At 68.8% G+C, this 16146-nt stretch carries 14 protein-coding genes; 3 read left to right on the top strand and 11 right to left on the bottom strand.

All coding sequences use genetic code 11. The annotated features are described in order from the left end of the window. Window position 1: 1 nt before the first annotated feature. The 4 genes from QH470_RS19150 to clpB form a co-directional block, all read right to left on the bottom strand. Window positions 2-814, bottom strand: coding sequence for an SDR family NAD(P)-dependent oxidoreductase (locus QH470_RS19150; protein ID WP_280273757.1), 813 nt, complete (start codon window positions 812-814; stop codon window positions 2-4). Between the two features lie 22 nt (window positions 815-836). Then, complete coding sequence (locus QH470_RS38130; RefSeq protein WP_342213804.1) at window positions 837-2018, bottom strand: type III secretion system chaperone family protein; 1182 nt, start codon at window positions 2016-2018, stop codon at window positions 837-839. An 81-nt stretch (window positions 2019-2099) separates the two neighbouring features. Beyond that, on the bottom strand, window positions 2100-2957 hold the full coding sequence (locus QH470_RS19160; RefSeq protein ID WP_280273758.1) for a DUF5666 domain-containing protein: 858 nt from the start codon (window positions 2955-2957) through the stop codon (window positions 2100-2102). A gap of 108 nt (window positions 2958-3065) precedes the next feature. Further along, on the bottom strand, window positions 3066-5621 hold the full coding sequence (gene clpB / locus QH470_RS19165) for an ATP-dependent chaperone ClpB (RefSeq protein WP_280273759.1): 2556 nt from the start codon (window positions 5619-5621) through the stop codon (window positions 3066-3068). Window positions 5622-5893: 272 nt separating this feature from the next. Between clpB and QH470_RS19170 the strand changes: the two genes are divergently transcribed. From QH470_RS19170 to QH470_RS19180, 3 genes are all read left to right on the top strand, one after another. Then, a complete protein-coding gene (locus tag QH470_RS19170) occupies window positions 5894-6826 on the top strand; it encodes an NADP-dependent oxidoreductase (protein WP_280273760.1) in 933 nt (310 codons plus the stop codon). Window positions 6827-7051: 225 nt separating this feature from the next. Beyond that, window positions 7052-8209 carry a globin domain-containing protein gene (locus QH470_RS19175; protein WP_280273761.1) on the top strand — a complete coding sequence of 386 codons (1158 nt, stop codon included), beginning with the start codon at window positions 7052-7054 and terminating at the stop codon, window positions 8207-8209. A 58-nt stretch (window positions 8210-8267) separates the two neighbouring features. Then, window positions 8268-9050: an FAD-binding oxidoreductase gene (locus QH470_RS19180; RefSeq protein ID WP_280273762.1), complete on the top strand. Its 783-nt coding sequence runs from the start codon at window positions 8268-8270 to the stop codon at window positions 9048-9050. A gap of 63 nt (window positions 9051-9113) precedes the next feature. On the opposite strand, the gene QH470_RS19185 is transcribed toward QH470_RS19180, so the two are convergent. The 7 genes from QH470_RS19185 to QH470_RS19215 all read right to left on the bottom strand — a co-directional run bounded on the left by QH470_RS19185 (window position 9114) and on the right by QH470_RS19215 (window position 16139). Then, a complete protein-coding gene (locus QH470_RS19185; protein ID WP_280273763.1) occupies window positions 9114-9512 on the bottom strand; it encodes a heat shock protein transcriptional repressor HspR in 399 nt (132 codons plus the stop codon). Beyond that, on the bottom strand, window positions 9512-10696 hold the full coding sequence (gene dnaJ / locus QH470_RS19190; protein WP_280273764.1) for a molecular chaperone DnaJ: 1185 nt from the start codon (window positions 10694-10696) through the stop codon (window positions 9512-9514). Before dnaJ ends, QH470_RS19185 begins: the two co-directional genes overlap by 1 nt. 24 nt (window positions 10697-10720) lie before the next feature. Further along, window positions 10721-11422, bottom strand: coding sequence for a nucleotide exchange factor GrpE (gene grpE, locus QH470_RS19195; protein ID WP_280273765.1), 702 nt, complete (start codon window positions 11420-11422; stop codon window positions 10721-10723). Next, a complete protein-coding gene (gene dnaK, locus QH470_RS19200; RefSeq protein WP_280273766.1) occupies window positions 11419-13263 on the bottom strand; it encodes a molecular chaperone DnaK in 1845 nt (614 codons plus the stop codon). The genes grpE and dnaK overlap by 4 nt, the downstream gene beginning before the upstream one ends. Window positions 13264-13490: 227 nt before the next feature. Continuing rightward, the gene (locus QH470_RS19205; protein ID WP_280273767.1) at window positions 13491-14267 is read right to left on the bottom strand and encodes a DUF1707 SHOCT-like domain-containing protein; all 777 of its coding nucleotides are present in this window, start codon (window positions 14265-14267) and stop codon (window positions 13491-13493) included. A 62-nt stretch (window positions 14268-14329) separates the two neighbouring features. Further along, a complete protein-coding gene (locus QH470_RS19210; RefSeq protein ID WP_280273793.1) occupies window positions 14330-15412 on the bottom strand; it encodes a DUF1707 SHOCT-like domain-containing protein in 1083 nt (360 codons plus the stop codon). A 76-nt stretch (window positions 15413-15488) separates the two neighbouring features. After that, window positions 15489-16139, bottom strand: coding sequence for an HhH-GDP family DNA glycosylase (locus tag QH470_RS19215; protein WP_280273768.1), 651 nt, complete (start codon window positions 16137-16139; stop codon window positions 15489-15491). Window positions 16140-16146 lie beyond the last annotated feature (7 nt).

The following is a 16146-nucleotide window of genomic DNA, read 5'->3' on the forward strand; positions in this document are numbered from 1 at the left end:
GTTATGTCCTTCCGCGTGCGTTGAACATGCCTCGGTTGAGGCGGACCTGCACGGACCGCGGGATCAGTCCGGCGACCGCCGTCAGCGCTTTGTACTGCACACCGGGCACGCTGATCGCCCGGTCCTTCGCCAGGTCGCGCAGCGAAGCGGCCACGACCTGATCGACACTGAGCCACATCGGTTTCGGCAGCGAAGACATTTCTATGCCTGCCCGCCGATGGAATTCGGTGCGCACGAATCCGGGACACAGGGCCTGCACCCGGACCCCGGTTCCGGCCAGTCCGCCGGCCAATCCCTCGCTGAAGGATATGACGTAGGCCTTGGAAGCCGAATAGGTCGAGCCGCGGCCGGGTACCAGCCCGGCGACGCTGGCGACGTTCACCACCGACCCCTTCGCGGCCGCGATCATCGGCGGCAGCGCGGCGCGGGTCAACCGCACCACGGAGGTGACGTTGACATCCAGTTGCGCCTGCAACCGCTCCGGATCGACCGTCCAGAACTCGCCGCTCAGGCCGAAACCCGCGTTGTTGACCAGGAATTCGACGCCCTTGCCCACGCGCTCCGCCACGCGGTCGCGGTCGGCGGCCGCGGCCAGATCGGCGCCCAGGACCTCCGATCGGGTGTCGAAGCGACGGTGTAGCTCGTCGGCCAGGGCGGTGAGCCGCTGCTCGTCGCGGGCCACCAGCACCAGGTCGTAGCCCAGCGCGGCCAAGCGCTCGGCAAAGCCCCGGCCGATACCGGAGGTGGGGCCGGTGACCACGGCGACGGGACGGATGGCGCCGGGCAGGCGCGCGGCGGCAGAGGTGTCGGTCATGCAGCCATCATCCCGCACCCCGTCATCGGGGTGCGGGCCCCTGATACGGGCGGAATCCGGGATGGAACGGGCCGCCCGGCTGCTCGGGCTGCTCGACGAAATCGTCGTCGAAATCGGCTGCGGGGGAATCGCTCTCGTCGTCGTCCGGCAGTTCCTCGGCGGGCGGCCAGTCGCGGCGGACACGGTTGCGCGGGTCGGGCACGACGGCCAGTTGCGGGCGGCGCGGCGGCTCGGGTTCCGTCTCGCCGGCGATATCGCCGAGCAGCGGGGCGAAGTCGGAGTCGCCTGCCGCGTACTCGTAGCGCCGGCCCTCGTCGAAGCGGGAATCGTCGTCGGCGTCGCGGTCGGCAGGAGGGCGGTCGGCGGGGGCGCGGTCGGCGTCGGGCTCGCGGTCCTCGCGGTAGCGCCGGTCCGCCACGAACTCGCGATCGTCGAAGTCCCGCTCCCCGTCGTAGGTGCGGCGGTCGGCGAACTGCGAACCCTCGTCGAAACGCGAATCCTGGTCCTGCGGCGGCTGTTCCGGCCGGGGACGACCCGGATCGTGCGGATCCGGTTCGCGCGGTTCGGCTTCCCGGCGGCCGCTGTCGCCGCCCGCCACGGGCGGCAGCACGTGCAGCAGGCCCGACAGCCGCAGCACGGCGTCGATGGCGGCCTCCCACTCCCGTGATGACGTGCCCACCGAGAGCATGCCGAGGGTCCAGTTACCCTCGCTCCACAGCTGCTGCACGGAATCCGGCAGGGATTCGATGAACGCCACCATGCGCTGGTCGACGGCGTGGCGGGCGATGTCCGGGTTGGTCGCGAAGACCACCCGATCGCCGATCGCGCCGAGCAACTCCAGATCGTGGTCCTTCGGCGGCGCGGCCGTCTTCAACCGCAGGTCGATGTCGATATCGGAGCCGATCTGGCGGCGCACCGCGACCAGCGTGGCCGCGTCCTCCAGATCGAACAGCACGAATTTCTCGCCCTTGCGGTTGCCGGAGACCACGTCCACCGCGGACAGATAGCCGAGTTTGGCCATCGCGCCGCGGCGCCAGTTGGCCGCCAGCGACGGCTCGACCGAGACATAGGTGTATCCCTGGGATTTTGCCCAGACCTGCCGCACATGACCGGTCCGCTGGCGCTGGAGGCGGTCGAAATACAGCAGCACGATCGCACCCACCAGTGCGATCGCCGCGAGTCCGAACCAGATTGCTGCCGTCATCGCCACCGAGTCTAGTTCCCGCGCGCCCGGCACGGTGGGTGCCCGCCGCTGTGTCTCCTCGCCGCGCCCGACAGCGGGGTGTCAGCGGGGCGGCGTCAGCGACGTACTGATGATGATCTTGGCCTGAATCGCGCCGTCCGGGGCCTTGTCGCCCTGCACCACCACCATGTCGCCGGGGTGCAGATCGGCGACCTTGCCCGAGCCGGCCGTGATCACCTGGGTCTTGGCGTCGGTGTGCACGGTGACCAGCGAACCGAGCAGCGATTCGATGGTCAGCGTGGTGCCGTCGTTGGTGCTGATCGCGCCCATGGTCGCGCCGATGTTGTCGATGTCGCCGAGGCCGGGCAGCCCCGGCACGCTCTGCTGCGGACCGCCGGAGCTGCCGGGCGGCACCACCGGCTGCCGGGTCGGGACCGGGCGGGTGGTCGTGCCCGCGGCACTGCTGGAGGACGACGAATCGTTGCCCGCCAGGAACGCGCCCGCGGCGATGCCGCCGAGCACGACCAGGACGAAGATCGCGGCCGTCAGCCCGATCCACAGTCCGGTGCGCCTGCGGCGGGGCGGTTCCACCGGCAGACCGGTCGGACCGAGCTGTTGGCCGGGGGCGTTCGGCGGGCCCCCTGCCCACTGCTGCTGCCCGTACCCCGGCCCGGGTTCGTAAGCGCCCCAGGCACTGTCGTAGGGCGGTATCTCCCGGGTGGCATTGGGGCCGGGCGGTTGGTCGAAGTAGGAATACGGTTCGGCCGTCTCGTATGCCGCGGTCTGCTGATACGGGCCGTTCGAGTACGGCACCGTCGGATCGACGCCCTGGCCGTACGCCTCCGAGTACTCCGACGTGTGCAACGTCTGCTCCTCGGACCGGCCCGACGAGCCCAGTTTCTCGGTCGGCGCGTCGGGCGAATCCGGCCGCTGCGCCCACGGGTCACTCGGATTCGTCATGCCACCCAGCGTAGGTGGAGATCGGGGATACCAGACGGTCCCCTCGTCATCCCGGCGTGCTTTGGCCGGGATCCACAACGAGATCCCGGCCCGTATGGACAGCCGCTGCTACTTCCCCACGATGAGGCCGTCCCCGTCCGGGGAGACGCCGACCTTCACCAGATCGCCGTCGAGGACCTCACCGGCCAGCAATTCCTTGGCGAGCGAATCGCCGATGGACTGCTGGATCAACCGGCGCAGCGGGCGGGCGCCGTAGGCGGGGTCGTACCCGCGCACGGCCAGCCAGAACCGCGCCGAATCGCTGACGTCCAGCTTCAGCCGCCGCTGCGCCAGCCGCTTCTGCAGCTGCTCCAGCTGGATGTCGACGATGTGCTCCAACTGCTCCTCGTCGAGCGACTGGAACATCACCACATCGTCGAGGCGGTTGAGGAACTCCGGCTTGAACGCCGAGCGCACGGCATTCATCACGAAATCCTTGTCGCCGCCCGCACCCAGGTTGGAGGTGAGGATGAGGATGGTGTTGCGGAAGTCGACCGTGCGGCCCTGGCCGTCGGTCAACCGGCCCTCGTCGAGCACCTGCAGCAGGATGTCGAACACGTCCGGGTGCGCCTTCTCGATCTCGTCGAACAGCACCACCGTGTACGGCCGCCGCCGCACCGCCTCGGTCAGCTGACCGCCCTGGTCGTAGCCGACGTAGCCGGGCGGCGCGCCGACCAGCCGAGCCACCGAGTGCTTCTCGGAGTACTCGCTCATGTCGATGCGGATCATGGCGCGTTCGTCGTCGAACAGGAAGTCCGCCAACGCCTTCGCCAGCTCCGTCTTGCCGACACCGGTGGGGCCGACGAACATGAACGAGCCGGTCGGGCGGTTCGGGTCGGCGACTCCGGCGCGGGCGCGGCGCACCGCGTCGGACACGGCCTCCACCGCGTCGCGCTGACCGACCACGCGCTTGCGCAGTTCCTCCTCCATCCGCAGCAGCTTCTGGGTCTCGCCCTCGAGCATGCGGCCCACGGGGATACCGGTCCACGACGACACCACCTCGGCGATGTCGTTGGGCCCGACCTCCTCCTGCAGCATGACCTCACCGTCGGCGGCCGTGCCGGCCTTCTTTTCGGCCTCGTCCAGCTGCTTCTCCAGCTGCGGGATGCGGCCGTAGCGCAACTCGGCGGCCTTGCCCAGATCGCCGTCGCGCTCGGCCCGCTCGGATTCGCCCTTGAGCGATTCGAGTTCCTCCTTGATGACCCGCACCGAGTCGATGGCCTGCTTCTCGTTCTGCCAGCGGGCCATCAGCTGATTGAGCTTCTCCCGGTCGTCGGCCAGTTCCTGGCGCAGCTTCTCGAGCCGCAGCTTGGAGGCCTCGTCGGTCTCCTTGGCCAGCGCCATCTCCTCGATCTCGAGCCGCCGCACGGCCCGCTCGACCTCGTCGATCTCGACGGGGCGCGAGTCGATCTCCATGCGCAGCCGCGAGGCCGACTCGTCGACCAGGTCGATCGCCTTGTCGGGCAGGAACCGGGAGGTGATGTAGCGGTCGGACAGCGTCGCCGCGGCGACCAGCGCGGAGTCGGTGATGCGCACGCCGTGGTGCACCTCGTAGCGCTCCTTGAGCCCGCGCAGGATACCGATGGTGTCCCCGACCGACGGCTCACCGACCAGCACCTGCTGAAAGCGCCGCTCCAGGGCGGCGTCCTTCTCGATGTGCCGGCGGTATTCGTCGAGCGTGGTCGCGCCGACCAGCCGCAGCTCGCCGCGAGCCAGCATCGGCTTGATCATGTTGCCCGCGTCCATCGCGGACTCGCCGGTCGCGCCCGCGCCGACGATGGTGTGCAGCTCGTCGATGAATGTGATGATCTGCCCGGCGCTCTGCTTGATCTCCTCGAGCACGGCCTTCAGCCGCTCCTCGAATTCGCCGCGATACTTCGCCCCGGCGACCATCGCGCCCAGGTCGAGAGAAACCAGTCGCTTGCCGCGCAACGACTCCGGCACGTCGCCGGCGATGATGCGCTGGGCCAGGCCCTCCACGATCGCCGTCTTGCCGACGCCCGGCTCACCGATCAGCACCGGGTTGTTCTTGGTGCGGCGGCTGAGTACCTGCACGACGCGGCGGATCTCGGTGTCGCGGCCGATGACCGGGTCGAGCTTGCCCTCGCGGGCGGCAGCGGTGAGATCGGTGGAGTACTTCTCCAGCGCCTGGTAGCTGCCCTCCGGATCGGGCGAGGTGACGCGGGCGTTGCCGCGCACGGCGGTGAACGCCTCGCGCAGCGCGTCGGCGGTGGCGCCGTACTTCAGCAGCAACTGCGACACGTCGGAGTCGCCGGCGGCCAGGCCGACCATCAAGTGCTCGGTGGAGACGTACTCGTCACCGAGTTCGGTGGCGAGCTTCTGCGCGGCGGTGATCGCGGCCAGCGCCTCGCGGCCGAGCTGTGGGGAGGTGGTGGCGCCGGTCGCCCGGGGCAGTCGGTCGACGATGTCCTGGGCCTCGCGTCGTACCGTCGCCGAATCGACCGCGACAGCCTTGAGCAGTGGGGCGGCGATGCCGTCGGTCTGATCCAGCAACGCCACCAGCAAGTGCGCCGGACGAATCTCCGGGTTGCCCGCGGCCGAGGCCGCCTGCAGGGCGGCGGTCAGCGCCGCCTGAGTCTTGGTGGTGGGATTGAACGAGTCCACAATCACCTTCCTACTTGTCGTTTCGGCTCAGCGCTGGGCGTCGTGCGCGCTGTTTCGATAGGTCCAACGCCGCAGGGGTTGAGTCTGTTCCGCTCAAGTTTGCGTAATTTCCCGGCTCTGCGCAAGGACTACCCCGCTCGGACCCCGCGTCCCGCCACGGAGGAAACCGACTGCCCTGAATTGCGGCGACTTCCGCTCCGATCTGCCTACGATGGCCCTGTTCGACGCATCAACCCGCCGCCCGACAACCGTTCCCGGACGAAGGAGCAGCGATGCGCGCGATGGTGGTCCCCGAATTCGGCGGCAGCCCGGAACCGGCCGAGATGCCCACACCTGCCCCGGGCCCCGGCGACATCCAGATTCGCGTCGAGGCGGCGGGGGTCAATCCCTACGACCGCAAGCTCGTCGACGGAATCCTGAAAGACCGCCTCCCCTACGACTTTCCGATGATCCCGGGCATCGACGGCGCGGGCACGGTCTCGGCGGTGGGCCCCGGCGTGACCGCGTTCGCCGTGGGCGATCGCGTGGTCGGCAAGTTCCTCGTCCCGCCGGTCGGGCACGGCACCTTCGCCGAATACATCACCGCGCCCGAGCGCCAGGCCACGCCCATTCCCGGCCAGCTCACCGCGATCCAGGCCGCCGCGCTGCCGACGGCCGGCCTCACCGCCCAGGACCTGGTGGACGCCGCCGAACTCGGCCCGGGGCAGCGGGTGCTGATCAACGGCGCCGCGGGCGGGGTCGGCTCGTTCCTGGTGCAGTTGGCCAATGCCGCGGGCACGGAGGTGATCGCCACCGCGCGGCCCGCCGACGCCGACCGGATGATCCGGCTGGGCGCGACGGAGGTGGTCGACTACACCCGCGCGGCCGTCGCCGACTCGGTGCTGTTCACCCACCCCGACGGCATCGATGTGCTGTTCGACCTGGTCTCCTCCGGCCCCGAGCTGGCCGAACTCGCTCGCGTCGTGCGCCCCGGCGGCATCATGTACAGCACCGTCATGTCCGCCGACGAGGCCGAACTGCACGCGCGCGGCCTGCACGGCGGCAACTTCGAATCCACCGGCGGCGCACCCGAATTGGGGCGGCTGCTGCGGCTGGTGGCCGCCGGCGACGTGGTGGTGCCGATCGAGGCGGTCCGCCCGCTGACCGATGCCCCGGTCGTGCTCGGTGCGCGCGGCGCGCGCGGCAAAACCGTGCTAGTACTTTGACCTGGTAACAATCACGCCGCTCGTCCACCCGGCCCGCAAACATCCCGCGCCGGGAGCGTGGAATGCCGGAAAACATGATGTTGCGGGTTTGGTCGTTTGTGATTGTGGGTAAAGCAATCCGCTCATAATCATGCGACCACGGTGTTTTCGGGGATACTTGACGCGAAGGATCGCCGTACCAGGCGGTTCCCCCGATATCTACCCCCAGAAAGGAAGCTCGACGTCGTGGATGCGCGTACGGCTGCGCTGGTCCGCGCCAACTTCCGGTCGGTGGTCGAGGCGCCGACCGGGCCCGATCGGTTGATCAGCGCGTTCTACGGGCACCTGTTCGCCGAGAACCCCCGGTTGCGCGAACTCTTCCCGCCGACGATGGACATGCAGGCCAAACGGCTCATGACCGCGATCGGATTCGTTCTCGACCATCTCGAGGATTGGGACCGCGCACAGCGCTTTCTCGAGCAACTCGCGCGCGACCATCGCAAGTACGGCGTGGAGGCAGCGCACTACGACCTGGCCGGCCGGGCCCTCGTCGCCGCGTTCCGCACCTACAACGGGCCGGTCTGGACCCGTCAGCTGGAAGAGGGCTGGCGCGACATCAGCATCCTCATCTCGGCCTCGATGGCGATCGGCGCCAATTCCGACAAGTCGCAGCCGTACTGGGAGGCGACCGTCGTCGGGCACCGCCGCGTCCTCGACGACCTGGCCATCGTGCGACTGCAGTCGGAGAGCCCGATTCCGTACCAAGCCGGGCAGTACGTGCCGATCTCGATTCCGCAGCGGCCCAAGATGTGGCGCTACCTGTCGCCGGCCATCCCCACGAATCCGTACGGCGAGATCGAATTCCACGTCCGCAAGGTGCGCACCGGCTGGGTCAGTCCCGGCATCGTCAGCGAGACGCAGGTCGGGGACAAGTGGCTGATCGCGGGGCCGCTGGGCGGGCTGCACGTGGAACGCAACAGCGGGCGCGACGTGCTGATGATCGGCTCCGGCACCGGGATCGCGCCGTTGCGCGCCCAGCTGATCGAGATGGGGCGGCGCGGCACGAATCCGCGGGTGCACTTCTTCATCGGCGGCCGGTATCCATGCGACCTCTACGACGTCGAGAACATGTGGCAGCTGTCGCTGAGCAATCCGTGGCTGACCGTGGTTCCGGTGTGCGAGAACGAATCCAACCCGTGGTGGCATCCGTATCCGCCGGCCGACCCGCCGTTCGGGATGCACCGGCGGCTGATCGGTAATCTGGGCGCGGTGGTCGCCAGCATGGGCGCGTGGGCGGACCGGCAGATCCAGATCGCGGGGTCGGCGCGGATGATCGCCGATACCAAGCGCGCCCTGATGGCGGTCGGCACACCGGAGTGGGCGATCATGTCGGATCCGGTGTAATCACCGTCATCCCGGCCCGGCATGACGCGAAACCGTTCGACCGAAGAGGGGTAGCCCAGTGACCATCGGGCCCGACGAGACCGGTGAGATCCATCTCGACACGCAGGAATGGAACTCCACGGTGGTGGGCCATCACCGGCTGCGCCACGACCTCGCGGTGATCCGGCTGATCGGCGAGTACGTGCCGTTCACCGCCGGCCAATCGGTGGAAGTGCAAGTGCCGCAACATCCGGGCCTGCGGCGGCGGCTGTCGCCCGCGCTGCCGCCCTCGCTGGACGGCAAGCTGGAGTTCCACGTCCGGACCGTGCCCGGCGGCTGGTGCAGCGGCTCCCTCGTCGCCGACACCCGCCCCGGCGACCAGTGGCGTCTCGGCGCGCCGGCGGGCTGGCTGACCGTGGACGACTGGGCCACCGACGTCGTGATGATCGCCGGCGGAACGGGTTTGGCGCCGCTGCGCTCGCTGCTGCTGGAGCTGGCCCGCCGCCCCGAGCCGCCGCGCACCCACTTGTTCATCGGCGGCCGCTTCCCCCGCGACCTGTACGCCTCGGACATGCTGTTCCTGCTGACCCGCGAAACGCCCTGGCTCACGGTGATTCCCGTGGTGGAGAGCGCCTACGACCCGGACTGGGTCGACCAGTGGTACGAGGACTGCCGCGTGGACGTCGGTTTCGACGTGGACGAGATGCTGGAGGGCACGCTCGCCGAGGTCGTGGGCGACATGGGCCCGCTGCTCAACCATCAGGTGCTGGTGTGCGGCTCGCCGGGCATGGTCCGGGCCACCGTCGACCGGTTGATCCAGACGGGCACCCCGGCGGAAGCCATTCGCTACGAAGGGGTCTGAGGATAACGAACAGCGCCCCGGGGGTTCTCCCAGAGGCGCTGTTCCACAGACTATTTCGCGGGCCTACCGCCGCTTGTTGCGCGGCTGCCACACCACCAGAGCCGTACTGCGCTGCGGCGGAGTGAGATCCGTACGGTAGGCGGCGCGCAGCCGCTCCACCTCCGCCGTCAGCTCACGGACCCGCTCCTGCAGGCCCTCGACCTGGTTGGTGAGTTCGATGATCCGCTTGATGCCCGCCAGGTTGACACCCTCGTCCTGGGACAACCGCTGCACCTCGCGCAGCAGCTCCACATCCCGCGCCGAGTAGCGCCGCCCGCCGCCCGAAGTGCGTTGCGGCGTCACCAGACCCAGCCGGTCGTACGTGCGTAGTGTCTGCGCGTGCATACCGGCCAGTTGGGCGGCCACCGAGATCATGAAGAACTCGGTGGTATGGGTGTGAGCCTTCTTCGGATCTCCGTTCATCACGCACCTGCCCATCCAGCACGCGGGTCGAACCCGCTGGTCTTCTCCGCTTCCGCGTAGCGCCGCAGCGCCTCGGTAGCATTGTCGTCCAGCTTCTGCGGTACCGCGACCTTCACCGTGACGAGCAGGTCGCCCGCGCCGCCGCTCCGCTTGGGAACGCCGCGCCCGCGTACCCGCAGGGTGCGCCCGTCGGCGGTGCCCGGCGGCACCTTCACACCGACCCGGCCCTCCAGGGTCGGCACGGAAACCGTTGTCCCCAGCACCAGTTCGGTGTAGCTGACCGGCAGCACCAGGGTCAGGTCGTCGCCGTTGCGGCCGAAGACCTTGTCCTGGCTGACGTGCACCGTGACGAACAGGTCGCCAGCGGGTGCGCCCCGCAGGCCCGCCTCGCCCTGACCGGCCAGCCGGATGCGCTGACCGTCCCGGACGCCCGGCGGGATCCGCACCGTGATGGTGCGGGTCCGGTTCTGGATGCCGGTGCCGTGGCAGTCCGAGCACGGGTCGTCGATGATCGACCCGGTACCGCGGCAGTCGTCGCAGGGCTCGCTGAATCCGAACGCGCCCTGGTTGCGGCTGACCACGCCGGTTCCGTTGCAGTGCGGGCACACTCGCGGGCTGGTGCCCGGCTTGGCGCCGCTGCCGTGACACGTGGTGCACGGCGACGGGCTGGTCATCCGCAGCGGAACGGTCACCCCCTGGGCGGCCTCACGGAAGCCCAGGGTCGTCTCGGTTTCCACGTCGCTGCCGCGGCGCGGACGCGACGAGGTGCGCGCACCGCCGCCGCCACGATTGAACAGACCGCCCAGCAGATCGCCCAGACCGCCGTCGCCACCCGCGGCGGCCGCGCCACCGAAGATGTCGCCGAGGTTGAACTCGCCGGTGGCGAACCCGCCGGGACCGTAGGCTCCGCTACCGCCCGGCGAGAACCCGCCGCGGCCGAAACCGCCACTGGCAAACAGCCGCCGGGCCTCGTCGTACTCCTTGCGCTTCGCCGGATCCGCCAGCACGGCGTGCGCCTCGCTGACGGCCTTGAACCGCTCCTCGGCCTTGGTGTCGCCCGGATTCTTGTCCGGGTGGTTGTCACGAGCCAGCTTGCGGTAGGCCTTCTTGATGTCGTCCTGGCTCGCGCTGGAGGAAATACCCAGCTCTTTGTAGAAGTCCTTTTCCAGCCACTCCCGATTCACCGGGCATCTCCTCCTTTCCGATTCTTACGCGATGCCGTCGGCATTGTCGCCAACGTTCGGCACGTCCGGCGTCTCCACCAGATCCGCTACCCCGTCGGTGACTCCTACCAGCGCGTGCCGGAGAACTCGATCACCGAAGCGGTAACCCTTGCGCATCACTACGCCGATCACCGGGTTGTGCCCCTCGCCCTCGTGCTGCACAGCCTCGTGCAGCGTCGGATCGAACGGCTCGCCCTCCGCGCCGAACTCCTCGAGGCCCTGTTTGGTCAGCGCGTCGACCAGCTTGTCGGCCACCGACTTCAGCGGGCCGGAGTCGAGGTCGCCGTGCGCGCGGGCGCGGTCGAGATCGTCGAGCACGCCCAGCAGTTCGGTGACCACCGCCGCCTTCGCGGTGTCGATCGTGGCCTTGCGGTCACGTTCGACGCGACGCCGGTAATTGGCGTACTCGGCGGTCAGCCGCTGCAGATCGGATGTGCGTTCGGCCAGTTCGGCACTGATCGTGTCGGCGAGGGCCGCACCGTCGCCGGACTCGGCTCCCGCGGATTCCGGGGCGGGGGCCGCGGCCTCGGCCGCGGTGTCCCCGCCCTCACCCTGCGGAGCAGAGCTTGCGGAACGACCCTCGAACCGCGGAGCGGAGCCTGCGGAGTGACCCTCGAACTCCGACGGATCGATCTTTCGCTTGTCCACGATGGTGATCGGCTCCTGTTCGGGGTTCTCGGTGGTCACTTCTTCTCCGGCTCTTCCACGACCTCGGCGTCCACGACGGTGTCGTCGGCGGCGGAATCGGACGGCGCGTCACCGTTGCTCGACGCGGCCGACTCGGCGGCCGAGGCCTCGTAGATCGCCTGGCCCAGGGCCTGCGACTCGGTGGCCAGCTTCTCCACCGCCGCCTTGACGGCCGAGGTGTCGGTGCCCTTCAGCGCCTCCTTGGCCTCGCCGATGGCGGCCTCGACCTTCGACTTCACCTCCGCGGGGACCTTGTCCTCGTTGTCGGCGATGAACTTCTCGGTCTGGTGCACCAGCGACTCCGCCTGGTTGCGGGTCTCCGCCTCCTCGCGACGCGCCTTGTCCTCGGCCGCGTGCGCCTCGGCGTCCTTCACCATCCGCTCGATCTCCTCCTTGGACAGGCCGGAGCCGTCCTGGATCTTGATCGTGTTCTCCTTGCCGGTGCCCTTGTCCTTGGCGGTGACGTGGACGATGCCGTTGGCGTCGATGTCGAAGGTGACCTCGATCTGCGGCACGCCACGCGGGGCCGGCGGTATGCCGGTCAGCTCGAAGGAGCCGAGCAGCTTGTTGTGCGAGGCGATCTCGCGCTCACCCTGGAAGACCTGGATCTGCACCGACGGCTGGTTGTCGTCGGCGGTGGTGAAGGTCTCCGAGCGCTTGGTCGGGATGGTGGTGTTGCGCTCGATGAGCTTGGTCATCACGCCGCCCTTGGTCTCGATGCCCAGCGACAGCGGGGTCACATCGAGCAGCAGGACGTCCTTGACCTCACCCTTGAGCACACCGGCCTGCAGGGCGGCGCCGACGGCGACGACCTCGTCCGGGTTGACGCCCTTGTTGGGCTCCTTGCCGCCGGTCAGCTCGCGCACCAGATCGGTGACGGCGGGCATGCGGGTCGAACCACCCACCAGCACAACGTGATCGATGTCCTTGACCGAGATGCCGGCGTCCTTGATCACCGACTGGAACGGCTGCCGGGTGCGGTCGAGCAGATCCGAGGTGATCTTCTGGAACTCGGCGCGCGAGAGCTGCTCGTCGAGGAACAGCGGGTTCTTCTCCGCGTCGACGGTGATGTAGGGCAGGTTGATCGAGGTGCTCTGCGAGGAGCTCAGTTCGATCTTGGCCTTCTCGGCGGCCTCACGCAGCCGCTGCATGGCCATCTTGTCCTTGGTCAGGTCGATGCCCGAGCTGGACTTGAACTTGTCGACCAGCCAGGTGACGACCCGGTTGTCCCAGTCGTCGCCGCCGAGGTGGTTGTCACCGGAGGTCGCGCGGACCTCGACGACGCCCTCGCCGATCTCCAGCAGCGACACGTCGAAGGTGCCGCCACCGAGGTCGAAGACCAGGATGGTCTGTTCCTTCTCGCCCTTGTCCAGGCCGTACGCCAGCGCGGCGGCGGTGGGCTCGTTGACGATGCGCAGTACGTTCAGGCCCGCGATCTGGCCGGCCTCCTTGGTGGCCTGGCGCTGCGCGTCCTCGAAGTACGCGGGAACGGTGATGACCGCGTCGGTGATCTCCTCACCGAGGTAGGACTCGGCGTCGCGCTTCAGCTTCATCAGCGTGCGCGCCGAGATTTCCTGCGCGGTGTACTTCTTGTCGTCGATCTCCACGGTCCAGTCCTCGCCCATGTGGCGCTTGACGGACCGGATGGTGCGGTCGACGTTCGTGACGGCCTGGTTCTTCGCCGGCTGGCCGACCAGCACCTCGCCGTTCTTGGCGAAGGCGACGATCGACGGGGTGGTGCGCGATCCCTCCGAGTTGGCGACGACGACCGGCTCACCGCCTTCGAGAACGGCGATGACCGAGTTCGTGGTCCCGAGGTCGATACCGACCGCACGAGCCATAGTTGTTCCTCCTAATTGACGTCCTGGTGTGTGATGCGGACGAGACCCTCGCCCCCACAACGCACGGAGCACGGTCCCAGCAACGCTGAGCGTGGTCGGCTCAATCCTGCCTGTCGATTCGTCATGAGTCAACCGAGGACTTGAGTCAGCCTCACTCAACCTTGCATTGCCCTGCTCAACGAGCGGCAGGCGGCATCCATTCCCGGACAGGGAAGAAATTTTCGGGCTCAGCGATTCGCGCGCGAGACCCGCAGCACCTCACCGGCCGGGGTGATCTGTAGGTAGCCGCCGCTGCCGGATCCCTTGGTGTAGATGGCGACGATCGGACCGTCGTCGCTCAATTCCGTGGAGCGCTCGATGGCGAGGTGCGTGATCATGGACTCCGGCGCGCCGACGCTCTGTGGCGCGCCGGCGAGGTAGCGCGCCAGCAACGGGAGATCGATGGCGGCCAGATCGAACGGCTGCACGCGCGGATCGCGATCGGTGACCGACGAACCATCGAATTCCCCGCGGTAGGTGAAGCGCTCCGTACCACCCTCGGCACGGCGTTCGAAGGAAGCGTGTGTCGGATGCAAGGACAGTTCGTCGACCATCAGGTCCCCGAAGTGCGCGCGGTAGTCGGCGAGGAACGACTCGACACCCTGCGCGGTGGTCAGATCGGGTAGATCCGAGCCGGAACCGGGCCTGTCGGTGGTCGTCGCCCCGATGAGCGCACCGACCGCCGCCGCGGCGACCACGGCGGCGATCGCGGGAATCCATCGGCGCGAACGCTGCCGCCGGTGCGGATTCACCACGGCGCTCCGGACCAGGTTGCGTGGGATCTGCAGGTCGCCGACCAGAGCGTCGAGATCGCCGAATGTCTTGGCCCGCAGTGCCGCCGCCGTCCGGCCGGTGTGCTCGTCCGCCGTGAGCTGACCGTCGTCGCGGGCCGTGTCCAGTAGTGCACAGGCGTCCACCCGATCCGCGTCGCGGACCCGCAATCCGCTGTGCCGGGTGGGGTTCACCGCGTCACGCTCGGTGCACGCCGGTCCGATGATTCACTCGCGGGCTCGCTCACGGTCCATACCTACCTGTCGAACGGGTGAACCCGTACCTTGTCACCGGCCGGGGTGGCTTCGAGGTAGCCGCTCTCGCCGAATTTGTTGCGGACATACACGGTGATCTCCGGAGCGTCCGAGCTCGAGTCCGGTCCGAGATTGATGTGCGACACCGCCCCGCCGTCGACCCGAGTCTGCTCGACGGCCTCGGACACCAGCCTGGCGAACACGGCCTGGTCGACGGCGGCGAGATCGAAGGTCGGAGTGTCCACCGGTCGCGTTGTCAGCTCTCCGCTGGGCAGGAAGCCACCCCAGTAGTTCCATCGGGCCAGCCGATTCGGCTGTCCCGGCGGCGCCGCCTCCAGCGAGGCGTGCTCGGAGTGCAGGGTCAGTTGGTCGACGACGGTGGTGCCGAACTTCGCCCTGTACTGCTCCCGGATCAACGCGAAGCCTTCGGCGGTGGCCGGGGAGGGCGTCGGGATCACCAGCGGCTGCACCGTCTCCGGGACGACGGCACGTGTAACGACCGGTTCGGCCGCCGAGCGATGCGTCGCAACGAATCCCCCGATCGCCGCACCCACGACCGCCACGGCCGCACCCGTGACGAACAAGCCGCGGTACGACCGCGGCCGACGCGGTTCGGCCGGCGCGTCGGCCGGGCGTTGCAGATCCGCGGTCAGCTCGCCGAGATCGCCCAGAGTCTTTGCCGCCCCGGCCAATTCGGTCAGGGCACGATGATCGTCTGCGGACAGCTGACCGTCGCCCAGCGCGGCATCCAGGATCAGGCAGGCGTCCGCGCGGTCCTGCTCACGGGCGCGGGCGGTCGGCGGATATGTCCCGGCCCGCGGGCGGACCCGGAGGGACGCCGGGTCGGGCAGCGAGAGATCCGCGCTCTCCGGCGACGCCTGCAAGTCGGCGACCAAGGGATGCAAGTCCGCCAATGTCTCCGCGGCTGCGGCACGCTCGGAGCGCTCGTGATATTCGTCGGCGGCGAGTTGCCCCTCCTCATAGGCGATGTCCAGCCGGGCGCGCGTAGTCACCCGATCGACATCACGGGCCCGGAGTCGTCCCGTCTCGGCCGAGTATCCCGACGATCCGGACGATTTCGACATCACATGCGGATAGTAATGCCACCGAGTGAACCGCGACGCCCTGTTGCCCGCGGGACAGCAAGTTGACCGTTCTCGATCAATGGGCGGCGGCGAGCACCTCGTCGGCCAGCTTGTCGTCGAGGCTGACCCGGACCAAGGCCGCGGCGAGTTCGGCGTCGCGACCGCGTTTCCCCAGGCGGTCGAGGGCCTCGGGGTCGGTGGGCAGGTGGAGTTGTTCGGCTCCCTTGCGGGCGCGCTCGTCGAAGTGCGGGCGCACCCATGTCCAGACGTCCTGTATCTCGCGCAGGAAGATATCCGCGCCGACCGGGCCGATGCCCTTGAACTGCTGCAACAGTTCGGCCAAGCGTTTCGGGTCGTGATCGGCTTCGTCCGCCAGCCGGCGCAGGTCGCCGCGGTACTTGTCGAGTATCAGCCTGGCGTTCTCGCCCAGCCGGGTCGCCGTGGATTCGTCGTAGCGCTTGTAGTGCCCGCGGCCCAGCGCATCGACCAGTTCCTGCCACTCGGCATCGGCGACTCGCTGCGGTGTGTCGTACCCGGAGTGGTTCAGCTCGCGGGCGGCGGCGATCGCGATCTCCGCCGAGATCCGGGCACTCAGCAACTTCGCCAATACCAGCAACTGAAACAACGGCGCGGGCTTGTCCGCCGGCTTGATTCCGGCCTCCGCGGCGTAACTGGTCCCCGCCCGCTCCAGCAACGCCCGCACGACGCTGTCGTCCTGTCGACTCATATCCACA

The organism is Nocardia wallacei, assembly GCF_029868745.1.
Lineage (GTDB): Bacteria > Actinomycetota > Actinomycetes > Mycobacteriales > Mycobacteriaceae > Nocardia > Nocardia wallacei_B.